The following is a 24,873-nucleotide window of genomic DNA, read 5'->3' as shown; positions in this document are numbered from 1 at the left end:
CTTGAGGGAACGGAGGGACCATCATGAATGCTACGACGTTCGGGCTCGATATTGCAAAGCGCACGTTCCAGATGTATTGGATCGAAGCGGAAACCGGAGAGGTTGTGAACCGGCGATTCACGAAGCAACAGCTTATAGAATTCCTTGGCCAGCGAGCGGCCAGTCGGGTGGCCTTGGAAGCCTGCGGGAGTGCGCACTGGTGGGCGCGCAAGATTGCGGCGCTAGGTCATCAAGTCGTATTGCTGCATGCACGGTTCATTCGCCCGTTCGTCCAGAATAACAAGACCGACGCAACAGATGCTCGTGCAATCTGGACGGCAGCGCAGCAACCCGGCATGCGGTCCGTAGCACCGAAGACCGCAGATCAGCAGGCCATGCTCGGATTGCATCGCATCCGTTCACTGCTGGTCAAGTCACGTACCATGCAGGTCAACCAGTTGCGCGGCCTGCTGTATGAATTTGGCGTAACGCTGAGAGCGGGACGTCTCGCGGGCTTGGCCGAGGTCCGCGAGCGACTGGGTGAAATTGAGCAGATCGTTCCGGGCACATTGTTCTGTGCGCTGCGCGACCAGCTTCAGTTCATTGAACGCATCGAAGCCGAGATCCGCAAGCTCGAGCGGCAGATCGTTGTCTGGCAGCGGCAAGAGGCAGCATGTCGACGGCTTTCGACGATCCCGGGTATTGGGCCATTGACGGCGACAGCCCTGGTCGCGACGATCGGCGATCCCGCCGCGTTCAAATCGGGACGAGAACTTGCCGCATACCTCGGCCTGGTGCCCAGGCAAAGCGGTACCGGCGGAAAGGTGCGATTGGGCGGCATAAGCAAGCGCGGCGACAGCTATATTCGGATGCTGCTGATCCACGGTGCACGTGCGGTCCTCTTCAAAAGCAGGAGCAAGGAGGCCTGGTGCGAGCAACTGTCGCGACGTCGACCTGCGAACGTGGTTGCAGTCGCACTGGCAAGCAAGATGGCGCGGACAGCGTGGTCGCTGCTGGCGAACAACCGCACGTATCAAAAAGACTACGCACTACAAAAGACAGCCTGAAAAATTTCCGCATCGCGCGAGCCATGCAGAAAGGTTGCGAAGGTTGGTAATGATGTGATGGCGAGACAGGTTGGTCCGCAAGAACGCAAACCTGATTGACGCTGAGCGCTTCGAGCGCGCTAGATAGCAGAGGTCGTTCTTGGCGAATTCCATCAGGGCACGCAGGCTCGGCCTGCAGATGCCGGATATAAGCCTGCAACCAAATCCCTGTCGAACGTCGCAGCGTTATTACCTTGCAAGCCGGGCGGCGTTCATATAAGCGTAAACATTAAGAATAAGAAGCATGTCTGAAGTTTTGGAGAGGGGTTTTCCTGTCGAGGTACGGGCAATGCAAGAGGTAGTCAAGGTCGTCATCGCCGACGATCATCCAGTAATCCTATTCGGCGCAGAACAGGCCTTGCTCAAGTTTCCCGGGATGCAGGTGGTCGCGCGTGCGCGGCAGTCGACGGAACTGATCAAGATCCTGCAAACGGTCGAGTGCGACGTGCTCGTCACCGACCTCGCTATGCCGGGCGGCCAGTTCGGCGACGGCTTGCCGTTGATCGGCTACTTGCGCCGCAACTTTGCCAAGGTTCCCATCGTCGTACTGACGATGCTGGAGAACGCCGCGCTGCTGCAACGCTTGCGGGAGCTCGGCGTGACGTCGGTTGTGAACAAGTCGGACGATCTGAGCCACATCGGACTCGCGGTGCAGCACGTGAGCCGCAACCTGGAATACATGAGCCCGTCGGTAAAGGCGTCGCTCGACGCGTTGCGCATGAATGCCGGCGGCAAGAGCGACGAGGTGATGCTATCGAGGCGCGAGCTTGAAGTCGTGCGGCTCTTCGTGTCGGGAATGACCATCAAGGAAATCTCCGAGCAACTGAATCGCAGCATCAAGACGATCAGTACACAGAAGAACACGGCGATGCGCAAGCTCGGCATTGACCGCGATTCGGAGTTGTTCCAGTACGCGCAAAGCAATGGCTTGCTGAATCTGTCGTCGCATTCGGCGGGAAATGGCGGCGATCCGCCTTAACTATTCGCAGCTATTTTTTGCCGCAAAAAGATAAAGGCCGCCTGTGAAAAGCAGGCGGCCTTTTTACTCGAACGGTATTTCGCAGTGACGCTTACTGGGGCGTTGACGTTGCGCCGCCGTGCGCTGCCGACCACTCAGCCGGTGCGTGCAGGAATTTTTCGACTTCGTCGAGCGTCTTCGAGTCGAAGTATTTGTTTTCCTTGGCGACGCGCAGCACGTCCCACCACGTAGCGAGCGCGTGCAGATCGACGTCGATGTCTTTCAGCACGGAGACGCTTTCTTTGAAGATGTTGTAGTGGAACAGCACGAAGCAGTGATTCACCGTCGCGCCTGCAGTGCGCAGCGCGTTGATGAAGTTGATCTTGCTGCGGCTGTCGGTGGTCAGATCTTCGACGAGCAGTACACGCTGACCTTCGGTCAACAAACCTTCGATCTGCGCATTGCGGCCAAAGCCCTTGGGCTTCTTGCGCACGTATTGCATCGGCACCATCAGGCGGTCGGACAGCCATGCCGCGAACGGAATGCCGGCGGTTTCACCGCCCGCCACCGCGTCGATCTGCTCGTAACCGACGTCGCGCAGAATGGTGCTTTCCGCCATTTCCATCAGGCCGCGACGAACGCGCGGGTAGGAAATCAGCTTGCGGCAATCGATATAAACCGGGCTCGCCCAGCCGGACGTGAAAATGTACGGTTTCTCCGCGTTGAAGTGCACTGCCTGTACTTCAAGCAGCATCTTGGCGGTGGTGTCGGAGATCGTCTGGCGATCGAAGCCTGTCATGGGCGGATCCTTGGGTATGAGCGGGAGAAGCGGGCGCTAAGCCCGATGGCGCAGCAAGCGGGATATGCCGCGCCGTGCTGGGCGGAATATGCAGCCAGTGGATGCCGGCCGGTTTTTGCTGCGCGCGTAGGCCGACATTTTACCCGAAACGGACCCTTCCGAGGAGGCCGTCGGAGCGGCCGCCACGAACCGCAGCGGCCGTCGCTGCGTCGAAAGCGTCGGGCAGGCATTCAACGGCGAGGTTTGGCGCGGCTTTCTGCCTGGCGTCACGGCGCGGTCTCGTGCTTGATCGACTGGCTTTTTGGCTAGCTTGTGAGCGGCTTTGCGCGCCTTTACACTCACGCGGATTTCTCGGCCGCCGGCCGCCGCTGTCCTCCCACCGACCTTCGGATTGCTTCCATGACGCCCGCTTCCTCTGCCGCCGACAGTCCCGTCACCACCCGGAACGGTTACGCCGCCCGTGCGTTGATTGCATCGATGCTCGGCTATGCGATGGACGGCTTCGATCTGCTGATCCTCGGTTTCATGCTGCCGGTGATCGCGGCGGACCTCCACCTCAGTTCTGCACAGGCCGGCTCACTCGTCACATGGACGCTGATCGGCGCGGTAGCTGGCGGTTTGATCTTCGGCGTGCTGAGTGACTATTGGGGCCGAGTGCGCATGCTCACCTGGACCATCCTGGTGTTCGCGGTTTTCACCGGCCTGTGCGCTCTCGCACAAGGCTATACCGACTTGCTCGCTTACCGGACTATTGCGGGTATCGGGCTTGGCGGAGAGTTCGGCATCGGCATGACACTCGTGGCCGAAGCGTGGCCGGCGTCGCAGCGCGCGCGAGTGTCGTCGTATGTGGGCCTCGGGTGGCAACTCGGTGTACTGGCGGCCGCATTGCTGACGCCGCTTCTGTTGCCGCTTATCGGCTGGCGCGGCATGTTCGCGCTCGGGCTGCTGCCTGCCGTGGTGTCGTTCTTCGTGCGGCGGCGCGTCGAGGAACCGGCGCTCTTCACCGAGCGGGCCGCTCGCGGCATGCGCAAGCTGCCGCTAAAACTGCTGATAGCCGACGGACGCACGGCGCGCGCGAGCCTCGGTGTGGCGATCCTATGCTCGGTGCAGAACTTCGGCTATTACGGTCTGATGATCTGGCTGCCGAGCTATCTGTCTAAGACCTTCGGCTATTCGTTGACGAAATCGGGCGTGTGGACGGCGGCCACGGTGATCGGCATGGCGTGCGGCATCTGGCTGTTCGGCATTGCCGCTGATCGTTTCGGTCGCAAGCCTGCGTTTCTGTTCTATCAGGCAGGGGCGGTCGTCATGGTTTTCGTCTACGCGCATCTCACAACGCCCGCGGCACTGCTGATCGGCGGCGCGGCGATGGGCGTGTTCGTCAACGGAATGATTGGCGGCTACGGCGCGTTGATCTCCGAGCTTTATCCCACCGATGCGCGCGCGACCGCGCAGAACGTACTCTTCAATGTCGGCCGGGCGGTTGGCGGCTTTGGCCCGGTCGCGGTGGGCGCGCTGGCCGCGCGCTATTCGTTTGGCGCCGCGCTGCTGTCGCTGGCATCGATCTATCTACTCGATGTGCTCGCAACATTGTTCCTGATCCCCGAACGGCGCGGCGTCGAGCTCGAATAGCCGGCTGCCGCGTCAGCTCTGATGCGGCGCCGCAGCATGACTGGCGGGCGTTTCGCCAATGGCGAGCGGTGTTAACCAGTCAGTCCATCGACTCCTGTGGGGTGTACACTAACCGACCCGCGTAGCACTCCGCATCGTCCTGCCCTCCGCCGAGGACCGACGCCGCGCCTAACCGGCGCACGCGAAAATCGCCTCGGTCGATTATCCATTCGATAGATGCAAGCGACGCCAACGTTGCGGTGTGCCGGCCCAATTTCTTACGTCTCGCAGGCAAAAAATGGACGAACAACTGAAGCAAAGCGCCCTCGCATATCACCAGAATCCGAAGCCCGGCAAGATTTCGGTCACGCCGACCAAGCCGCTATCGAATCAGCTCGACCTGTCGCTCGCCTACTCGCCGGGCGTGGCTGCAGCCTGTATGGCAATTTACGACGAGCCGCTCGACGCGCAGAAGTACACCTCGCGCGGCAACCTGGTCGGTGTGATCACGAACGGCACAGCCGTGCTCGGTCTTGGCAACATTGGTCCGCTCGCGGCGAAGCCGGTCATGGAAGGCAAGGGTTGCCTTTTCAAGAAGTTCGCCGGCATTGACGTGTTCGATATCGAACTCGCCGAGTCCGATCCGGACAAGCTGGTGGAAGCCATCGCGATGCTCGAGCCGACGCTCGGCGGCATCAATCTGGAAGACATCAAGGCGCCCGAGTGCTTCTACATCGAGAAGAAGCTGCGCGAGCGTATGAAGATTCCGGTCTTCCACGACGATCAGCACGGCACGGCGATCATCGCGTCCGCGGCGATTCTGAACGGCCTGAAGGTGGTCGGCAAAAAGCTCGACGAAGTGAAACTGGTGTGTTCCGGTGCGGGCGCCGCTGCGATCGCGTGTCTGGATCTGCTGGTGAACCTCGGTTTGTCGAAGCAGAACATTCTCGTTGTCGACTCGAAGGGCGTGATCTACGAAGGTCGCGGCAATCTTGATCCGTCGAAGGAACGTTATGCGGCGAGCACGGAAGCACGCACGCTGGCTGACGCCATTCGCGGCGCCGACGTGTTCCTCGGCTGCTCGAGCGCGGGCGTGCTGAAGCCGGAGATGGTCGCTGAAATGGGCACGCAGCCGCTGATCCTCGCGCTGGCCAATCCGGAGCCGGAAATCCGCCCGGAAGAGGCTAAGAAAGTGCGTCCGGACTGCATCATCGCGACGGGCCGTTCGGACTATCCGAACCAGGTCAACAACGTGCTGTGTTTCCCGTTCATTTTCCGCGGCGCGCTCGATGTGGGCGCGACCACGATCACGGAAGAAATGAAGCTCGCGTGCGTGCGCGCGATTGCCGAGCTCGCCGAAGAAACGGATCAGGGCGATGAAGTCGCAAAGGCGTACGAAGGCCACTCGCTTGAATTCGGTCCCGAGTATCTGATTCCCAAGCCGTTCGATCCGCGTCTGATCATCAAGATCGCGCCGGCCGTCGCGCAAGCGGCAATGGATTCGGGCGTCGCGACCCGTCCGATCAAGGACATGGACGCATATCGCGAAGAACTCGGCACCACCGTCTACCGCACGGGCATGGTGATGCGTCCGGTGTTCGCGGCGGCGAAGTCGGAGCCGGCTCGCATCGTGTTCGCCGAAGGTGAAGACGAGCGCGTGCTGCGCGCCGCGCAATTCGTGCTGCTGGAAAAGATCGCCAAGCCGATTCTGGTCGGCCGTCCGTCGGTGATCGAGATGCGTCTGAAGAAGATGGGTTCGAAGCTCCGGTGCGGCGAAGACTTCGAGATCGTCGATCCGGAAGACGATCCGCGCTATCAGCAATGCTGGCAGGCGTACCACGAGTTGGGTGCGCGCGAAGGCGTGACGCCGGACGTCGCGAAAGCCGCGATGCGCAAGTTCAACACGCTGATCGGCGCGATCCTCGTGCGCCTCGGCGAAGCCGACGGCATGATCTGCGGGATGATCGGCCAGTACCACACGCATCTGAAGTTCATTGAACAGGTGCTGGGCAAGGCGGATAACGTGCAGAACTTCGCCGCCATGAATCTGCTGATGCTGCCGGGCCGCAATCTGTTCATCTGCGATACGTATGTGAACGAAACGCCCACGGCCGAGCAGCTCGCCGACATGACCATGCTGGCTTCGCGCGAAATCGAGAAGTTCGGCATCACACCGAAGGTCGCGCTGCTGTCGAACTCGAACTTCGGCAGCGCGCCGTCTGCGTCGTCGCAACGCATGGCCGCGGCTCGCAAGCTGATCGCGGAACGCGCGCCGACGCTCGAAATCGACGGCGAAATGCACGGCGACGCGGCGCTGTCGGAAATGGTCCGCAAGGCTGCGTTCCCCGGCACGACGCTCTCGGGCGAAGCCAACCTGCTGATCATGCCGAACGTGGAAGCGGCGAACATCGCGTACAACCTGCTGAAGATGGTCGGCGGCGAAGGCGTGACGGTCGGGCCGTTCCTGCTGGGCGCCGAAAAGCCGGTGCATGTGCTGACGCCGGCTGCAACCGTGCGCCGGATCATCAACATGACGGCGGTGGCCTCGGCAAACGCGCGCAAGTCGGTGAACAGCAAGTAAGCGAGGCGGCGCCCGTTGGGGCGCTCCGTTCTCGCGAGCGTGTGGGTGACTAGCGCCGCGAAAATAAAAACGCCACGGAAAGAGATTCCGTGGCGTTTTTTTATGCGTGCAGCGCGAGCGCGGCGGCGGCCGCGCTCGCCGCAGTCAACACGGCGATCAGGCTGCGTGCTGCGTCGTTCCGGCTTGCGGTGAGCGCCAGCGCGTCAGCAACTCGTTCCACTTCACGCGCACACCCTTCAGGTTGTTCTCCTTGATGTGCCCGAAGCCGCGGATACCGTCCGGCAGATTCGCGAGTTCCACCGCCAGGTCGCGATTCTGCACGGTCAGCCCGCCGATCAGTTCCCGCACCAAGGCTTCGTACTCGCCGATCAGCGCGCGTTCGGTGCGACGCTCCTCTGTCTTGCCGAACACATCGAGCGCGGTGCCGCGCAGGAACTTGAACTTCGCCAGCACGTGCATCGCGCTGAACACCCAGGGACCATACTTTTTCTTGATCAGGTGACCGTGGGCGTCCTTTTTGGAGAACATCGGCGGCGCGAGGTGAATGTGCAGCTTCCAGTCGCCTTCGAAGCTGGCCTTGAGTTTTTCGATGAACGCAGGGTCGCTGTACAGGCGCGCGACCTCGTATTCGTCCTTGTAGGCCATCAGCTTGTGCAGATTCTTCGCGACCGTTTCGGTGAGAGGCAACTGGCCGTCGATCGAATCGAGCGCCGACTCGGCCACCCGCACCTGCGATACGAGCGCGCGGTAACGGTCTGCGTACGCGTCGTTTTGCCATGCGGCCAGGTAAGTCGCGCGTTTGTCGATCAGCGTGTCGAGCGCCTTCGGCGTATGCAGGGAAATGATCTTTCCGCTTGGCGTGTCGGACGTGTCTGCCCGACCTTGCGATTGCGCGTACTTGCGCAGTGCTACCGGATCGTGCGCCGCGCGACGGCCCCATTCGAATGCCGCGCGGTTCTTCTCGACCTGCACATTGTTCAGCTCGATAGCTCGCATCAGCGACTGATAGGTCAACGGCACCCAGCCACGTTGCCATGCGTAACCGAGCACGAACGGGTTCGTGTAGATCGCGTCGCCGAGCAAGGCCACTGCGAAGTGATTGGCGTCGACTGTATCGACGCATTCGTCACCCGCGCCCGCGCGAACGTCGGCTTCTGTGCTGCTGCCCGGAAAGCGCCAGTTGGGGTTCTTGATGAGTTCGGCGGTCGGCGTGTGCGCGCTGTTCAGCACGACACGGGTTCGGCCGGCTTGCATCCGCGACACGCATTCGTCGCTGGCGGTGACGATTGCATCGCAACCGATCACGAGACTCGCTTCACCCATTGCGATACGCGTGGCGTGGATGTCGCCGGGGTTGTTCGCGATCTGCACGTGGCTCATCACGGCGCCGCCTTTCTGGGCGAGGCCGGTGACATCGAGCACGGTGACACCTTTGTTCTCCAGATGCGCGGCCATGCCGAGAAGTGCGCCGATTGTCACGACGCCCGTGCCGCCCACGCCTGTCACGAGCACGCCGTAGGGACGTGCGATCGACGGGAGTGCGGGCTCCGGTACTGGCGGCATGGCGTCAGCGACGATGCCCGACGCGGCTTTCGGCTTGCGCAACTGACCGCCTTCCACGGAAACGAAGCTTGGGCAAAAGCCGTTCACGCAGGAAAAATCCTTGTTGCACGTGGACTGATTGATCTGGCGCTTCGTGCCGTATTCAGTGTCGAGCGGCTCGACCGACAGGCAGTTCGATTTCACGGAGCAGTCGCCGCAACCTTCGCACACCGCTTCGTTGATCACCACGCGGCGCGCCGGGTCCGGATACGCGCCGCGTTTCCTGCGGCGGCGTTTCTCGGTTGCGCAGGTCTGGTCGTAGATCAGGATCGTCGTGCCTGGGATCTCGCGCAGCTGGCGCTGCACTTCGTCGAGCTGGTCGCGATGGTGGATGTCGATGCCCGGCGCGAGGCCCACGTTGCCCGAGTATTTTTCAGGCTCGTCCGTCACGATCGTGATTTTCGTCGCGCCTTCGGCGGCCAGCTGATGGGTAATCTGCGGCACGGTCAGCACGCCGTCGACCGGTTGACCGCCCGTCATCGCTACGGCGTCGTTATAGAGCAGCTTGTAAGTGATGTTCGCTTTCGAAGCAATCGCCGCGCGAATGGCCAGCAGGCCGGAGTGGAAATAGGTTCCGTCGCCGAGATTGGCGAACACGTGCTTGTCGTTCGTGAAAGGCGCCTGGCCGATCCACGCGACGCCTTCGCCGCCCATCTGGCTGAAGGTGCTCGTGCTGCGATCCATCCACACCGTCATGTAGTGGCAGCCAATGCCGGCCATTGCACGCGAGCCTTCCGGGACATTGGTCGACGTGTTGTGCGGGCAGCCGGAGCAGAACCACGGCTTGCGCTCGACTTCGACCCGCGGACGCGCGAGCGCTTTTTCCTTCGCTTCGATCACTGCAATGCGCGCGGCAATCCGGGCGCGGACGTCCGAGGGCAGGTCGAACTTGTCGAGCCGCGTGGCGATCGCCTTTGCGATGATCGCGGGCGATAGCTCGTAATGCGCCGGCAGCAGCCAGTTGCCCATCGGCACCGACCATTCGCCGCCCGCGCCGTCTTTCTCGTCGAACTTGCCGAACACACGCGGACGCTGCGCGTCAGGCCAGTTGTAAAGCTCTTCCTTGATTGCGTATTCGAGAATCTGGCGCTTTTCCTCGACCACGAGAATTTCATCGAGGCCGCGAGCGAAGGCTTGCGCGCCTTGGGCTTCGAGCGGCCACACGCAACCCACTTTATATAGCCGTATGCCGATGCGCGAGCACGTTTCGTCGTCGAGACCGAGGTCAGTCAGCGCTTGACGCACGTCCAGGTACGCTTTGCCGCCGGTCATGATGCCGAAGCGCGCATGCGGCGAATCGATTTCGACGCGGTCCAGTTTATTTGCGCGCACGTAGGCGAGCGCCGCGTACCACTTGTAGTCGAGCAGACGCGCTTCCTGCGCGAGCGGCGGATCCGGCCAGCGGATGTTCAGACCGCCCTCGGGCATCGCGAAGTCGTCCGGCAGAACGATCTGCGTGCGGTGCGGATCGATGTCGACCGAAGCCGACGACTCGACGACGTCGGTCACGCACTTCATCGCGACCCACAGACCTGAGTAGCGGCTCATCGCCCAGCCATGCAGGCCGAAGTCCAGGTATTCCTGAACGTTCGAAGGGAACAGCACCGGCAGGCCGCAGGCCTTGAAGATGTGCTCCGACTGATGCGCAAGCGTGGAGGATTTGGCCGCGTGATCGTCGCCGGCGAGCACCAGCACACCGCCGTGCCGCGACGATCCCGCCGAGTTGCCGTGTTTGAAGACGTCACCCGAACGGTCGACGCCCGGGCCTTTGCCGTACCACATCGAAAACACGCCGTCGTATTTGGCGCTTGGGTACAAATTCACCTGCTGCGAACCCCAGACGGCGGTTGCCGCGAGGTCTTCGTTGACGCCGGGCTGGAACACGACCTGATGTGACGCGAGATGCTGTTTCGCCTTCCACAGAGACTGGTCGAGCCCGCCGAGCGGCGATCCACGGTAGCCGGAAATGAAGCCGGCCGTATTGAGTCCAGCGGCGCGATCGCGTTCCTGCTGCAGCATCGGCAGACGCACCAGCGCCTGGATGCCGCTCATGTACGCGCGGCCGCGTTCGAGGGTGTATTTGTCGTCGAGCGTGACGGAAGATAGAGCGGCTTCGAGCGAGGCTCGCTGACCTGCGTCTAGCGGGGCATTCATTATGTGTACTCCTCCACCCAGTTTGGGATCGCCAAAACTTATGGGCCGCGGCATCTTGTGAATGCGTATGGCCGGGGTCGCCATATTGACTTGTTTTAAGTGATGGTAGCACTGGTAAAAACCCGCCGCAGCGGTCGATCGCGGTGCTGCGCCTCGGGACATTGCGCGCGCTTGCGCCAACTTCACCTGACGCTTGAGGGAACCGGTGTAACAAGCTGTAAAAGCTACAATTTCGCGGAACCGCAGGCGACAAGTCTGTCTAATAGCGCACCTGTGAGCAATGTCTGTGTAACGCGCTGCATGTTGTGGCGCTTCAGGACAACAGGGCAGTTAGAAAAGGAGTACGCATGAACACTAGAAATATCCAGACCTTCCTGATGGTGTCGGCCGCATTTTTCGCAATCAGTGCGCCGGTTCGCTCAAATGCGGGCACGGGGGCGCCGTCGAGCGCCATTAGCCGTACGGCAGTCGTTGCGCCCGCGCGCATCGCTATCGACCGCACCGCGCGCGAGAGCGCGTCTGACAAGGAAGACCAGAATTCCTGACGCGCTGCTAATGCGGCGTATCGCTGGCTAACCCGCCGTCGCTTGAAGTCTAGCGGCGGCGAATACGAAAAGGGCGAGGATCGTACGATCCTCGCCCTTTTCGTTTTATCGCTGCGTAATGGAGCTTACGGCCGATTCACGGCCTCGGCGTCACGAATCACGCTTTGTCCTGCACCACGCCGCGGCGGATCTGATCCAGTTCGATTGATTCGAACAGCGCCTTGAAGTTGCCCTCGCCGAAACCCTGATTGCCCTTGCGTTGAATGATCTCGAAGAAGATCGGGCCGATCTGGTTCTCGGTGAAGATTTGCAGAAGCAAGTCGTCCGGCGCGCCGTCGATCAGGATCTTGCGCTTGCGCAGTTCGTCGAGCGGTTCACCGTGATTCGGCACACGGCGGTCGACCAGTTCGTAATACGTGTCGATCGTGTCGAGCAGCGAGATGTTCGCCGCTCGCAAACCATCGACCGTGCGGTAAATGTCGTTGCTGCCCAGCGCAATGTGCTGGATGCCTTCGCCGCGGTACGCATCCAGGTATTCCTGGATCTGGCCGGACGTTTCCGAACCTTCCTCGTTGATAGGAATGCGGATCTTGCCGCACGGCGACGTCATTGCCTTGGACTTCACGCCCGTGACCTTGCCTTCGATGTCGAAGTAACGCACTTCGCGGAAGTTGAACAGGCGTTCGTAGAACTCAGCCCATTCCTGCATGCGGCCACGGTGCACATTGTGCGTGAGGTGATCGATGTACGTCAGGCCGTGACCGACGGGGTTGGGATTCGCGCCGGGAATCGGCTCGAAGTCGACGTCGTAGATATCGATATCGCCGACGCTGCCCGGCGCTGCGCCGTTCTTGCCGCGCCAACGGTCGACGAAATAAATCAGCGAATCGCCAATGCCTTTGATCGCGGGAATGTTCAGTTCCATGGGGCCGGTTTTGTTGTCGAAGCCCCATGCGCCTTTTTCGACCGCCTGCCGGTAAGCCTTCCCCGCGTCCTGCACACGGAAGGCGATCGCGCAGATCGACGGGCCGTGCAAGCGCGCAAAGCGCTGCGCGAACGAATCCGGCTCACCGTTGACGATGAAATTGATGTCGCCTTGCCGGTATAGCGTCACATCCTTATGGCGATGCCGCGCAACGGCGGTAAAGCCCATCTGCTCGAAAAGCCTGCCCAGCGCCTTCGGATCGGGTGCGGTGTATTCGATGAACTCGAAGCCGTCTGTGCCGACCGGATTTTCCCAAGTTGCAACCTGCATTGTCTGTCTCCATGTCGAGGGCGCGTCGCGCCGGTATCGCGGCTACGGATGTTCCACCGCGACCGAATGACGCAAGTGTAAAGGCGGCTGCGCGGCGAAAACTTGCGAACTTAATCACGTCGAGCTACGCTCGCGCTATTTTCTAGCTCCATGTACGGAGCACGAGGCAGAAAGTGGCCAATATAGAGATAGATGCGATCGACCGGCGTATTCTGGCGATTCTTCAGGAGAGCGGCCGGCTATCGAATCAGGAAATTGCCGAACGGATCAATCTCTCGCCGAGTCCCTGTTTGCGACGCATACGGCGGCTCGAAGAGAGCGGCGTGATCCGCGGCTACGTTGCGTTGCTGGATGCCAAGCGCCTGGGGCTTGATTTGCTCGCGTACGTCAATGTGCGGTTGGAAAAGCGCGGCGGGCCGGCGCTGAGTCCGCGCGGGGACGCGACGCATGCCGATCTTTTCCGTGCCGCCGTTCAGGCATGGCCGGAGGTGGTGGCTTGTCACGCTATGACTGGCGACATGGACTATCTGCTGCGCGTACAGGTGGAAGACATGGCGCACTTTTCGCGCTTCGTGCAGGACCAGCTGTTGCATCACCCGTCGGTGATTGACGTGAAGACGAGCTTTTCGCTCGAAAAGATCAAGGAGACGACCGCGTTGCCGATCTTGTAGGGCGTGAGTGCAGATCCACGCAGGATGGAAAAAGGGCAGCCCTGAGGCTGCCCTTTTCGCCGTTCGCTCGCTGCCGCCGAGTGGTCAGGCTGCGGCGGCTGTCGGCATGAAGCTTTCCAGCAGTTTCGAAGCACGCCGCGCTTGACGCTTGAGCGCATAGTCAAACACCGCGGCTTGTTCCTGCAGCATCTCGGTAATGATGCTGGTCTGATCCGCCGGCGGCAGCGTCAGATAGGCATCCGCTTCGCCGTACGCGTACTCGATCTTCATGCCCGCTTTCTTCGCGATGTGCATCATGGTCGAATTGCGCGACAGGCAGTGCATGTACAGCATGGTGACGTGCGTGTTGCGGCTGCGAATTGCAGCGCGCTCGAACAGCTTGGAGCCGATACCTTGGCCGCGCACGCTTTCGAGCACGGACACGCCGAACTCCGCCGTACGCTTGTCGCCTTCAGCGGGCAGGTAAGCGAGGTGACCGACGCCAGTAAGTTGTAGTTGATCGTCGAACACACCAAATACGGTGTCGCGCGTGAAATCGATTGCGCGCACGTAATTCTCGATAACGTGGTCCGGCACGATTTGCCCGAAGCGCAACAAGCGGTCGTCTTCGTCTAGCGTGAGAAAGTGAGCCAGCAGGCGTTCACGGTCGATCGCAGTGAGTTCACGAACCAGAGCAGGTGCACGACCGGCTGGCGGCGATGCGCGATCGTGCGCGACGATCGGTTCGGCGGCGCGGGGTGTAATCAGGTTCATGGTCAGGTTCTCCTTGTGATCGTGCGGCGTTGTTGCACCGCAAAAACGATTGTAACGGATATGCGAATCCGGCACTAGGGAAAACCCGTACCAAACTTGGAGGTTGCTGTCTAAAATTCGGGTGCTTTGTTGTTAAGTAATTGATTTAGAAGAACAAATTTAAAAGAACGAGCGTTCGTGCGTGTTGTCGCACCCGCGCAACTTACGCGCATTCCAGTTCGCAGACCGCTGTCCTGCGCTATTTCACGGCCGCCGAGCCCAGTCCGTGATCCACCATGGCCACAACCTGCTCCGCAAATTCCCGGTAGCCCATGCGGCCGCCCGCTTTAAGCCAGGTGAACGTCCAGTTGATCATGCCGAACACCATCATCGTCAATGCAGTCTGGTTTTCGCGCGTGGCGCGCTCCGGATAAGCGCGCGCCAGCTGCCGCGCAAACGCGGCCACGACATCGCGCTGGCGGTTGAGGATCACCTCGCGCTGCGCGTCGACGAGATATTTCACGTCGTTCAGCAGCGCAACGTGCCGGCTGTGCGAGGTTTCATATTCTGAAAGAAAGGCGCGTATCAGTTCCGCGAAAGTCTCGCGCTCAGTCAGGCCGCGACGCTGGCTCGCGCCTTCGACCTCCGCAATGATCAGCATCAGCCGTTTGGTGTAACGGTCGAGTAGATCGAACAAGATCGCTTCCTTGCTCGCGTAATAGTGGTACAGGCGCGCTTTCGACGTGCCGCTCGCCGCGGCGAGGTCTGACATCGACGTGCTCGGATAACTCGTCTGCGCGAACTTCGCTGCCGCCAGTTCGAGAATCTGTTCGCGCTGGGTTTCGTGGTCGGGGGCTCGGGTGCGGGCCATGGTGTGTGTTTATTGATGTGGACAAGCTGCGAGCGCTGCGCACAGTTCCAGCGTGCGCCATGCGTTGGCGTCACCGCGCAGCCTGATGCGGCGGGTCGCGGCCATTTCGCGGAAGCGCCAGAGCACGATGCTGTCGCTGACGAGAAACCACAACTCAGCGGTCATCACCTCGGCGGCCACGCGGGCGGCGGGTTGCCAGTCGGCGGTGACGTGCTCAAGTATCAGCGCGTCGAGATCGGCGAAGCTGCCGCTCGTGAACGTGTTGTCGCGCCAACGCCGCGTTTCGCCGTTCGCATGTTTGGCTTCCTGCCATTCCAGCGCGAGCCGGCTGATCCGCAAGACGGAAATGGGTGCGGCGTCGGGCAACCGCGCCTGCAAAACGGCCGGCGCGAACATGCCGACGGACGTCGCGCGGTCCCTGCGGCTATGCGCCCAGGCGCCGGCGTCGGTGAGGTCGCGAATCGACAGACGCACTTCGTTCAGACGTTGGGGATTGTTGCGCAAGTAATAGCACACGCGTCGAAGCATCAATTGATCGGATGCGCTTTCGCCATGCCAGACCACCAGACTTGCGTCGTCGCGCGCAATGGCTTGCAGCGCAGCAGCCTGCTCCCGGAACTCGCGAAGGAAGTCGCGCTTCGTGTCGGTGCTCACGCGGTCCCAGAAAGCGGCGCGCACTTCGGGGCCGTCGTCGATGCCGCGTAGCGGACCGACCGCCAGATCGTCGCGCAGTGCATGCACGCGATCATTGCGTCCCACTTCGCGCAACGCGGTGCGCAATGATTCTGCGGCGACATCGCCGTTGGTGAGATGGATGGTGCTCATCGGCCGTGAGTGGATTCTTGTTGGGCGATTGCCAAAGGGGCCGCTCGCAAGACGGACTCAACGGTCCGGTTGCGAGCGGCCCCTAGTGTAAGCGGATCGCGGAACGGCTCAAAGCTTCGCGGCATCAAGTCCCAAGCACGCTCAGCGCTCGTCGTAGCTCACCACCACGCGGTCGCTGACTGGATGGCACTGGCACGTCAGCACGAAGCCGTCGCGGATTTCGTGCTCTTCCAGCGTGTAGTTCTTTTCCATTCGCACTTCGCCTTCAACCACTTTGGCGCGGCAGGTGCAACAGACGCCGCCTTTGCATGCATATGGCAGCGCAAGGCCGGCGCGCAGACCGACGTCGAGTACGCTCACGCCCTGATACGGCAGACGCAGCTTGCGACGCTTGCCGTCGAGCACGATTTCGAGGTCCGCAGCGGGCGTGTCTTCGGTGATTTCGACGGGCGGCACGCCCGCCTGGGGCAGCGGCGAGCCGAAGCGTTCCACGTGCACCTTTTCGGACGGCACGCCAGCAGCTTTCAGCGCGGCCTCGGCGGCGTCCATCATCGGCGCAGGACCGCAAATGAACGCTTCGTCGACGGCATCCGCCGGCACGAGGCTGTCGAGGAACGCCGCGCACTTCTGCTGGTCGAGTACGCCATTGAACAGTTCGACGTCCTGCAGGTCGTCCGACAGCACGTGATAGAGCACGAAGCGGTTCATGAAGCGGTTCTTCAGGTCTTCCAGCTCTTCCGCGAACATGATCTGGTCGACGCTGCGGTTGCCGTAGATCAACGTGAAGGTGCTGCGCGGTTCCAACTCGAGCGTCGTCTTGATAATCGCGAGCACCGGCGTGATGCCCGAGCCGCCCGCGAAGGCGACGTACTGCTGGCCGTGATCCGCGTTCAAAAGGGTGAAAAAGCGGCCGTCGGGCGTCATGACGTCGATCGTGTGGCCCGGCTGCAACGTATCGAAAGCGAAGTTCGAAAAGCGTCCGCCGCGCACGCGCTTAATGCCGATGCGAAGTTCGCCGTCGCGGTCGTAGTCGGTGACGCCCACACAGATCGAATACGACCGGCGCGTTTCCTCTCCGTCGATGTGCGTCTTCAGCGTGACGAACTGGCCCTGCGTGAAGCGATAAAGCTCGCGCAGTTCCACGGGAACTTCGAACGCGACCGAGACGGCGTCGGCGGTTTCTGGCCGCACTTCGCGGATACGCAGCGGATGGAATTGCGGAGTGGCCATATCAGTATGGTTTGAAGTAGTCGAAGGGTTCGCGGCAGTCGATGCAGCGGTACAAGGCTTTGCAAGCGGTCGAGCCGAACTGCGCGAGTCGTTCTGTATGCGCCGAGCCGCACCTTGGGCAGGACGGCGCGGGCAGCGCGCGCGGCACGAAGCGCAGTACTTTTTCCTGTGCGCCGGCCGGTCCGGTCGCCGACCCGCAATTGCCCGTGGGCGGCGCAATGCCGTAGGCGCGCAGCTTTTCACGGGCGTCGGCCGTCATCCAGTCGGTGGTCCATGCGGGCGCGATGACGGTGGAGATCCGGTACGGTTTGAGTTCCGCGACGTCGAGCGCATGCGCGACGTCTTCCGCGATCTGCGACATGGCCGGGCAACCGGAGTAGGTCGGCGTGATTACGACTTCGAGTGCGCCGTCCTCGGCGCGCCGGACATCGCGCAATATGCCGAGTTCGCGAATCGACACCACCGGAATCTCCGGATCAGGCACCGCTTCGAGCACGGCCCACGCGCGTTGGACAGATACGTCGGCTCGTTGCGTCGTAGTCGAGGTCGTCATCGTCGAATGGTCCGTATTACCAGGGGGCGCCGGGATGCTGGCGAGCCAGGCTTTGCATTTCGGCCAGCACGAAGCCCATGTGTTCGGAATGCTCGCCGTGCTTACCAGTCGTGATGTGCTTGACTGCTTCGGGCAGCGTGAGCGTGGCTTGCTCGAGCGTCGCGCGAACGTCGTCGAGCCAGGCGGCTTCGAGATCTGCGGTCAGCGGGCCAATGCCTGAGCTGGCGATGGTCTCTTCGACAGGATCGGTGCTGAAGAACTCACGCGTGTACGGCAGCAGATAGTCCAGCGCAGCCTGCGCGCGCCGATGCGATTCCTCTGTGCCGTCGCCAAAGCGGATCAGCCATTCACTCGCGTGATGCACGTGGTAGCTGGCTTCCTTGATCGACTTCGACGCGATCGCGGCAAGCTGGGCGTCCGTCGATTGCGTGAGCGCCGTCCACAGATGCGCCATCAGCGTGGAGTACAGAAAGTTGCGGACGATCGTGACCGCGTAGTCCTTCTCGGCTTGCGCGGTAGCCGACAGCGGACCGCAGTGCGGCAGTTCGGCGAGCGTGTAGTTGGCGAATTCACGCTCGGCGCGAAAGTACGCGTAATCGTCTTCCGAGCGCGTCTTGCCGGTGAGCTGCTGTTCGAGCGAGGCCGCGTGCGTATAAAGCAGGCGCGCCTGGCCGATCAGATCGAGGCTCATGTTCGACAGCGCGATGTCTTCTTCGAGAATCGGGCCGTGGCCGCACCACTCGCTATTGCGCTGACCGAGTATCAGCGCGGTATCCGCGAGGCGCAGCACGTATTGCAGATGTTCAGGCGTGATGTTCATGGCCGCGCTTACATGTGGTTGACTTCGTCGGGAAGCGTGTAGAACGTCGGATGGCGATAGATCTTGTCGCCGGCCGGGTCGAACAGTTCGGGCTTGTCTTGCGGCGCAGACGCCGTAATCGCCGAAGACGGCACGACCCAGATGCTCACGCCTTCCTGACGGCGCGTGTAGACGTCGCGCGCCATGCGCAGCGCCATTTGCGCGTCGGCGGCGTGCAGGCTGCCGCAGTGCTTATGGTCGAGTCCCTGCTTGCTGCGCACGAAGACTTCCCAGATTGGCCATTCATTGTTCATTCCTGATCTCCTGATTCTTTGCCGGGCGTGCCGCGCTTGTCAGGCGGCGTGCTGTTGTGCGCGCTGGCGCTGCTTTTCGGCGTGGGCGAGGGCGGCTTCGCGGACCCAGGCGCCCTCGTTATGAGCTTTGACGCGGGTGCCGAGACGCTCGCGATTGCACGGACCGTCGCCGTTCACGACGCGCCAGAATTCTTCCCAGTCGATGTCGCCGTAGTCGTAATGGCCGCGCGCCTCGTTCCATTTGAGGTCGGGGTCGGGCAGCGTGACGCCGAGGACCTTGGCTTGATCGACGGTGGCGTCGACGAATTTCTGGCGAAGGTCGTCGTTCGAAATACGCTTGATGCCCCATTTCGACGACTGATTGCTATGGATCGAGTCCTTGTCGCTCGGCCCGAACATCATCAGCACCGGCCACCACCAGCGGTTCACCGCCTGCTGGACAAGCGTGCGCTGAGCTTCGGTGCCCGACATCATCGCCATCAACGCGTCGAAACCCTGGCGCTGATGAAACGACTCTTCCTTGCAGATGCGGATCATCGCGCGGGCGTAGGGGCCGTACGTGCAACGACACAGCGGAATCTGGTTCATGATTGCCGCGCCGTCGACCAGCCAGCCGATCACGCCGACGTCGGCCCACGTGGGCGTCGGGTAATTGAAGATGCTCGAATACTTCGCTTTGCCAGAATGCAGCGCCGCAACCAGCTGGTCGCGCGAGACGCCGAGCGTTTCTGCCGCGCTATATAGATAGAGACCGTGACCCGCTTCGTCCTGCACTTTGGCGAGCAGGATCGCCTTGCGCTTGAGACTTGGTGCGCGCGTGATCCAGTTGCCTTCCGGCAGCATGCCGACGATCTCCGAATGCGCATGCTGCGAAATCTGGCGCACCAGAGTCTTGCGGTACGCGTCGGGCATCCAGTCTTGCGGCTCGATCTTGCCGTCGGCGGCCATTACGGCGTCGAACTGGGTCTGCTCAGGCGACGCCGCGCCAGCGTCCAGCGAAGCGACGTTGCCGGGAATATCCAGGGATTGCGTGTACATGGGGACTCTCTTTGCGGGAGTTGTCTGGTGCGAACAGTATAAACCAACCGACCGGTCGGTTAATAGATTTTTTTGAGACCAGCCGGGCGTCGCTGCTGCGGCCGCACTATCGCGGCGGGCCGTTTCCGCGCCGGCGAGTCCCCGGGCCGACGCATAACCTATAAAATTGCGAATTGGCCGCGATTCGCGGCCTTCCTGCATCCTCGGTACTCATGTTACGTCTCAGCGAAATCAAACTCCCGCTCGATCACCCCGAGAGCGCGCTCGAAGCCGCCGTCCGCGCGCGCCTCGCGGAACTCGGCGTGCCTGACGACGGGCTCGTCCGATACACGGTATTCCGGCGGGCTCACGATGCGCGCAAGCGCGCCGACATCAAGCTCACCTATATAGTCGACGTGGAAGTCGCGGACGAAGCGGCCGCGCTCAAGCGAATCGCCGACGTTCCGCACTGCGGGCTCACACCGGACATGACGTACCGTTTCGTCGCGAAGGCGCCGGCGCAGTTCGCGACGCCGCGTCCCGTGGTGATCGGCATGGGCCCTTGCGGACTTTTCGCGGGGCTGATCCTCGCGCAGATGGGCTTCCGGCCGATCATTCTCGAACGAGGCAAGGCGGTGCGCGAGCGCACCAAGGACACTTTCGGACTGTGGCGCAAGTCGGTGCTGAATCCGGAATCGAACGTGCAGTTCGGTGAGGGCGGTGCGGGCACCTTCTCCGACGGCAAGCTCTACAGCCAGATCAAGGACCCGAAACACTACGGCCGCAAAGTGCTGGATGAGTTCGTGCGCGCCGGCGCGCCGGAAGACATCCTGTACCTGAGCCGGCCGCATATTGGCACGTTCCGCCTGGTGAGCATGGTCGAGAAGATGCGCGCGACCATTCACGAACTGGGCGGCGAAGTGCGCTTTGAGACGCGCGTGGACGATATCGACATCGACCAGGGGAAGGTGCGCGGGCTGAAGCTGTCAACGGGCGAAACGCTGCGCTGCGATCATGTCGTGCTGGCCGTTGGCCACAGCGCGCGCGATACGTTCCACATGCTGCACGAACGCGGCGTCTATATAGAAGCGAAGCCGTTCTCGTTGGGGTTCCGGATCGAACATCCGCAGGGTTTGATCGACCGTAGCCGGTTCGGCAAGTTTGCCGGCCACAAGCAGTTGGGCGCCGCGGACTACAAGGTCGTGCACCACTGCAGCAACGGGCGTGCGGTGTACAGCTTCTGCATGTGCCCGGGCGGTACCGTGGTCGCCGCGACATCCGAGCCCGGACGCGTGGTCACCAATGGCATGAGCCAGTACTCGCGCGCTGAGCGCAATGCGAACGCGGGGATCGTCGTGGGCATTACTCCGGACGATTACCCCGGAGGACCGCTTGCCGGGATCGCGTTCCAGCGCAAGTGGGAAGAACGGGCGTTCGAGCTCGGCGGCGGAAACTACATGGCGCCGGGCCAGCTGGTGGGCGACTTCATTGCTGGGCGGCCGTCCACGTCGCTGGGTTCCGTGGTGCCGTCTTATAAGCCGGGCGTACATCCCACGGATCTCAGCACGGCTTTGCCGGACTACGTGATCGAGGCAATTCGCGAAGCGCTGCCGCAAATGGACAAGAAGATCGCCGGTTTCGCGATGCACGACGCCGTGTTGACCGGGGTGGAGACGCGGACCTCGTCGCCCATTCGGGTGCGTCGCCGGGAGGACTATCAAAGCATGAACGTCGAGGGTCTCTATCCGGCTGGAGAGGGCGCGGGCTACGCGGGTGGCATCTATTCGGCTGCGATCGACGGGATCGAAGTCGCCGAGGCGCTCGCTTTGAAGATGAGTGGGGCGAAAGCGGCGTTGTAAGTGAGTTGGGCTGCTACTGGCAGCAGGCTGCGGGGCGCGCGCTGCGGGGTTGTCGCGATGACACTGCGCGCCGCGTTGGACGGTCCGATCGTGCACAATGCCCGTTTTGCTTCGAGCCAGACATCGGAATGACCATTCGTTCTTTCGCCGCCGCATGCGGCGCGGCGCTGCTTTGCCAGTTTGCCGTTTCATCCACTGCCGCTGCCGCTGCCGCCGATGCCCCGGCGCATTGGGTCACCGCGTGGGCTACGGCGCTGCAACCCATTCCGCAGCGGTCCGATTTGCCGCCGCTGTACCGTGCGCCGGAAGTGGCTGGGCGCACTGTCCGTCAGATCGTTTATCCGACGCTGTCTGGAAAGTCTGCGCGAATCCACCTCAGTAACGAGTACGGTAAGACGCCGCTCGTGATCGAAGATCTGCGCATCGCGCGGTCCACTGGCGGCGCGGCGGCTTCCGCAAACGGCGGCGCGCGGGTGACCTTCAATGGCAGGGGCGCCGTGAGCGTACCGCCAGGCCGCGAACTGGACAGCGATCCGATTGCGATGGACATCGACGCGGGCGCCCCGTATTCAATCAGTGCATTCATGGGTCCGGAACAGCGGATCGTGGCATGGCATCGCGTTGCCAACCAGCTCAGTTACGTTTCGGCGCCGGGCAACCATGCCGCGGACTCGGGCGCAGAGGCGTTTCGCGCGCGCTTCACTCAATATGTATGGGCGACGGCGTTGTCGGTGTACGCGGCGCCTGAAGCGACCGCAATTGCGGCGATCGGCGATTCGATCACAGACGGCATGCGCTCCAGCCTGAACCTGAATCGGCGATGGCCCGACGTCTTTGCCCGCCGGTTGGCCACTTCGGGGAACCGGTCGACGGCCGTGGTTAATTTGGGCATCAGCGGAAACCGGTTGCTGAACGATTCCCCCTGCTATGGCGACGCGCTAATGACGCGCTTTGGCCGCGACGTACTCGAACGGCCGGGCGTCAAGGCAGTCGTTGTTCTGATCGGCATCAACGATATCAATTTCGCGGCCATGCCGGCACGCAACGGTCTTGATTGCGACTTCCCGCATGCCTCGGTGACGGCGGCCGACCTGATTGCGGGCTATCAGCGAGTCATCGCAGCGGCGCGACACGGCGGTGTAAGGGTGTTCGGCGGAACGTTGACGCCCGCGTCGCTCCCACCGCAGCGGGAAAATATCCGCCTTGCGGTGAACGATTGGATCCGGTCGAGCCACGCTTTCGACGGCGTAGTCGACTTCGACGCCGCGCTTCGCGATCCGGCGCAACCGGATCGTCTTCAGGGCAAGTTCGATAGCGGCGATCACATCCATCCGAGCGACGCCGGGTACGCTGCCATGGCCGGCGCCGTGCCTGTCGAGGCGCTAGTAAATTCGATGCGCAAATAAGTCCGTCGAAAAGCTATCGCCACCCTTGCCATGAGGCTGTGAGTGACCTATGATTCGCCTCCTCGTTTGCGAACGAGGGCCGCGGCGGAAACCAGCGGCGGTTGAGTCAACAAGGTTTTAAGCGAAAGCGAAAAAATTTAGTTGACGAAACGGAAGAGAGTCTTCATAATCTCGTTTCTCTGCTGCAGATGCAGCGACGCAGAGCGAAGCGGTGCCGGGTAGGTGTGGTAAGGCAGCGTGGCGTGAGGCGAACCGATCTTTAAAAACTAACAGCCGATAAGTGTGGGCGCTTGATGCGCGACGCGAGCCGGGCCTTTCGGGGTCTGGCGCAAAGCGAAAGTATCAAGTCTCACACAGTAATGAAAGGAAGGTTTGGTCATCGAGAGATGGTTGAACACTTCGTCAGTACGTTGAGTGAGCGACCGGTTGGTAAGACAACCGAAAACAGTAACAGGTTTGAACTGAAGAGTTTGATCCTGGCTCAGATTGAACGCTGGCGGCATGCCTTACACATGCAAGTCGAACGGCAGCACGGGGGCAACCCTGGTGGCGAGTGGCGAACGGGTGAGTAATACATCGGAACGTGTCCTGTAGTGGGGGATAGCCCGGCGAAAGCCGGATTAATACCGCATACGCTCTGCGGAGGAAAGCGGGGGATCCTTCGGGACCTCGCGCTACAGGGGCGGCCGATGGCAGATTAGCTAGTTGGTGGGGTAAAGGCCTACCAAGGCGACGATCTGTAGCTGGTCTGAGAGGACGACCAGCCACACTGGGACTGAGACACGGCCCAGACTCCTACGGGAGGCAGCAGTGGGGAATTTTGGACAATGGGCGCAAGCCTGATCCAGCAATGCCGCGTGTGTGAAGAAGGCCTTCGGGTTGTAAAGCACTTTTGTCCGGAAAGAAAACCTCGTGGTTAATACCCGTGGGGGATGACGGTACCGGAAGAATAAGCACCGGCTAACTACGTGCCAGCAGCCGCGGTAATACGTAGGGTGCAAGCGTTAATCGGAATTACTGGGCGTAAAGCGTGCGCAGGCGGTTCGCTAAGACAGATGTGAAATCCCCGGGCTTAACCTGGGAACTGCATTTGTGACTGGCGGGCTAGAGTATGGCAGAGGGGGGTAGAATTCCACGTGTAGCAGTGAAATGCGTAGAGATGTGGAGGAATACCGATGGCGAAGGCAGCCCCCTGGGCCAATACTGACGCTCATGCACGAAAGCGTGGGGAGCAAACAGGATTAGATACCCTGGTAGTCCACGCCCTAAACGATGTCAACTAGTTGTCGGGTCTTCATTGACTTGGTAACGTAGCTAACGCGTGAAGTTGACCGCCTGGGGAGTACGGTCGCAAGATTAAAACTCAAAGGAATTGACGGGGACCCGCACAAGCGGTGGATGATGTGGATTAATTCGATGCAACGCGAAAAACCTTACCTACCCTTGACATGTATGGAACCCTGCTGAGAGGTGGGGGTGCCCGAAAGGGAGCCATAACACAGGTGCTGCATGGCTGTCGTCAGCTCGTGTCGTGAGATGTTGGGTTAAGTCCCGCAACGAGCGCAACCCTTGTCCCTAGTTGCTACGCAAGAGCACTCCAGGGAGACTGCCGGTGACAAACCGGAGGAAGGTGGGGATGACGTCAAGTCCTCATGGCCCTTATGGGTAGGGCTTCACACGTCATACAATGGTCGGAACAGAGGGTCGCCAACCCGCGAGGGGGAGCCAATCCCAGAAAACCGATCGTAGTCCGGATCGCACTCTGCAACTCGAGTGCGTGAAGCTGGAATCGCTAGTAATCGCGGATCAGCATGCCGCGGTGAATACGTTCCCGGGTCTTGTACACACCGCCCGTCACACCATGGGAGTGGGTTTCACCAGAAGTAGGTAGCCTAACCGCAAGGAGGGCGCTTACCACGGTGGGATTCATGACTGGGGTGAAGTCGTAACAAGGTAGCCGTATCGGAAGGTGCGGCTGGATCACCTCCTTTCTCGAGCTAGACGTG

At 61.4% G+C, this 24,873-nt stretch carries 19 protein-coding genes and 1 rRNA gene; 9 read left to right on the top strand and 11 right to left on the bottom strand.

Features of this window, described 5'->3' with window-relative positions:
- Nucleotides 1-23 precede the first annotated feature (23 nt).
- Nucleotides 24-1,046, top strand: coding sequence for an IS110 family RNA-guided transposase (locus OH764_RS16110; RefSeq protein WP_498847421.1), 1,023 nt, complete (start codon nt 24-26; stop codon nt 1,044-1,046).
- Between the two features lie 328 nt (nt 1,047-1,374).
- On the top strand, nt 1,375-2,064 hold the full coding sequence (locus tag OH764_RS16105; protein ID WP_498848841.1) for a response regulator transcription factor: 690 nt from the start codon (nt 1,375-1,377) through the stop codon (nt 2,062-2,064).
- Between the two features lie 91 nt (nt 2,065-2,155).
- Here the strand turns inward: OH764_RS16105 and OH764_RS16100 are convergent, their stop codons facing one another.
- Nucleotides 2,156-2,842, bottom strand: a complete 687-nt coding sequence (locus OH764_RS16100; RefSeq protein WP_020070827.1) for an orotate phosphoribosyltransferase — start codon at nt 2,840-2,842, stop codon at nt 2,156-2,158.
- Nucleotides 2,843-3,241: 399 nt separating this feature from the next.
- Here OH764_RS16100 and OH764_RS16095 point away from each other — a divergent pair, with 399 nt between their 5' ends.
- The gene (locus tag OH764_RS16095) at nt 3,242-4,474 is read left to right on the top strand and encodes an MFS transporter (RefSeq protein WP_498847420.1); all 1,233 of its coding nucleotides are present in this window, start codon (nt 3,242-3,244) and stop codon (nt 4,472-4,474) included.
- Nucleotides 4,475-4,751: 277 nt separating this feature from the next.
- On the top strand, nt 4,752-7,034 hold the full coding sequence (locus tag OH764_RS16090) for an NADP-dependent malic enzyme (protein WP_027777041.1): 2,283 nt from the start codon (nt 4,752-4,754) through the stop codon (nt 7,032-7,034).
- A gap of 156 nt (nt 7,035-7,190) precedes the next feature.
- Here the strand turns inward: OH764_RS16090 and OH764_RS16085 are convergent, their stop codons facing one another.
- Nucleotides 7,191-10,790 (bottom strand): indolepyruvate ferredoxin oxidoreductase family protein, encoded by a 3,600-nt coding sequence (locus OH764_RS16085; RefSeq protein ID WP_498847419.1) that lies wholly within the window; start codon nt 10,788-10,790, stop codon nt 7,191-7,193.
- 347 nt (nt 10,791-11,137) lie between these two features.
- Here OH764_RS16085 and OH764_RS16080 point away from each other — a divergent pair, with 347 nt between their 5' ends.
- Entirely contained in the window at nt 11,138-11,335 is a 198-nt protein-coding gene (locus tag OH764_RS16080) for a hypothetical protein (RefSeq protein ID WP_498847418.1), read from the top strand.
- A gap of 157 nt (nt 11,336-11,492) precedes the next feature.
- Here the strand turns inward: OH764_RS16080 and hppD are convergent, their stop codons facing one another.
- On the bottom strand, nt 11,493-12,590 hold the full coding sequence (gene hppD, locus OH764_RS16075) for a 4-hydroxyphenylpyruvate dioxygenase family protein (protein ID WP_498847417.1): 1,098 nt from the start codon (nt 12,588-12,590) through the stop codon (nt 11,493-11,495).
- A gap of 173 nt (nt 12,591-12,763) precedes the next feature.
- Here hppD and OH764_RS16070 point away from each other — a divergent pair, with 173 nt between their 5' ends.
- Complete coding sequence (locus OH764_RS16070) at nt 12,764-13,261, top strand: Lrp/AsnC family transcriptional regulator (protein ID WP_498847416.1); 498 nt, start codon at nt 12,764-12,766, stop codon at nt 13,259-13,261.
- An 84-nt stretch (nt 13,262-13,345) separates the two neighbouring features.
- Here OH764_RS16070 and OH764_RS16065 read toward each other — a convergent pair whose 3' ends face one another.
- The 8 genes from OH764_RS16065 to paaA all read right to left on the bottom strand — a co-directional run bounded on the left by OH764_RS16065 (nt 13,346) and on the right by paaA (nt 19,623).
- Nucleotides 13,346-14,014 (bottom strand): GNAT family N-acetyltransferase, encoded by a 669-nt coding sequence (locus OH764_RS16065; RefSeq protein WP_498847415.1) that lies wholly within the window; start codon nt 14,012-14,014, stop codon nt 13,346-13,348.
- A gap of 238 nt (nt 14,015-14,252) precedes the next feature.
- Entirely contained in the window at nt 14,253-14,864 is a 612-nt protein-coding gene (locus OH764_RS16060) for a TetR/AcrR family transcriptional regulator (protein WP_498847414.1), read from the bottom strand.
- Between the two features lie 9 nt (nt 14,865-14,873).
- On the bottom strand, nt 14,874-15,689 hold the full coding sequence (locus OH764_RS16055; RefSeq protein WP_498847413.1) for a DUF1835 domain-containing protein: 816 nt from the start codon (nt 15,687-15,689) through the stop codon (nt 14,874-14,876).
- 141 nt (nt 15,690-15,830) lie between these two features.
- On the bottom strand, nt 15,831-16,919 hold the full coding sequence (gene paaE / locus OH764_RS16050) for a 1,2-phenylacetyl-CoA epoxidase subunit PaaE (protein WP_498847412.1): 1,089 nt from the start codon (nt 16,917-16,919) through the stop codon (nt 15,831-15,833).
- Between the two features lies 1 nt (nt 16,920).
- Entirely contained in the window at nt 16,921-17,472 is a 552-nt protein-coding gene (gene paaD, locus OH764_RS16045) for a PaaD family protein (protein WP_498847411.1), read from the bottom strand.
- Nucleotides 17,473-17,488: 16 nt separating this feature from the next.
- Nucleotides 17,489-18,292 (bottom strand): 1,2-phenylacetyl-CoA epoxidase subunit PaaC, encoded by an 804-nt coding sequence (gene paaC, locus OH764_RS16040; RefSeq protein ID WP_498847410.1) that lies wholly within the window; start codon nt 18,290-18,292, stop codon nt 17,489-17,491.
- Between the two features lie 8 nt (nt 18,293-18,300).
- Nucleotides 18,301-18,585 (bottom strand): 1,2-phenylacetyl-CoA epoxidase subunit PaaB, encoded by a 285-nt coding sequence (gene paaB, locus OH764_RS16035; RefSeq protein ID WP_498847409.1) that lies wholly within the window; start codon nt 18,583-18,585, stop codon nt 18,301-18,303.
- Between the two features lie 39 nt (nt 18,586-18,624).
- A complete protein-coding gene (paaA, locus tag OH764_RS16030) occupies nt 18,625-19,623 on the bottom strand; it encodes a 1,2-phenylacetyl-CoA epoxidase subunit PaaA (protein WP_498847408.1) in 999 nt (332 codons plus the stop codon).
- A gap of 212 nt (nt 19,624-19,835) precedes the next feature.
- Between paaA and OH764_RS16025 the strand changes: the two genes are divergently transcribed.
- From OH764_RS16025 to OH764_RS16015, 3 genes are all read left to right on the top strand, one after another.
- Nucleotides 19,836-21,461 carry an NAD(P)/FAD-dependent oxidoreductase gene (locus OH764_RS16025; RefSeq protein ID WP_498847407.1) on the top strand — a complete coding sequence of 542 codons (1,626 nt, stop codon included), beginning with the start codon at nt 19,836-19,838 and terminating at the stop codon, nt 21,459-21,461.
- A gap of 128 nt (nt 21,462-21,589) precedes the next feature.
- Nucleotides 21,590-22,867, top strand: coding sequence for an SGNH/GDSL hydrolase family protein (locus OH764_RS16020; protein ID WP_498847406.1), 1,278 nt, complete (start codon nt 21,590-21,592; stop codon nt 22,865-22,867).
- 458 nt (nt 22,868-23,325) lie between these two features.
- Nucleotides 23,326-24,858 (top strand): 16S ribosomal RNA (locus OH764_RS16015).
- Nucleotides 24,859-24,873: the final 15 nt, after the last annotated feature.

The sequence above is a fragment of the Burkholderia sp. M6-3 genome, assembly GCF_050858985.1.
GTDB lineage: Bacteria > Pseudomonadota > Gammaproteobacteria > Burkholderiales > Burkholderiaceae > Paraburkholderia > Paraburkholderia caledonica.
This window is presented reverse-complemented; position numbering and strand designations above follow the sequence as displayed.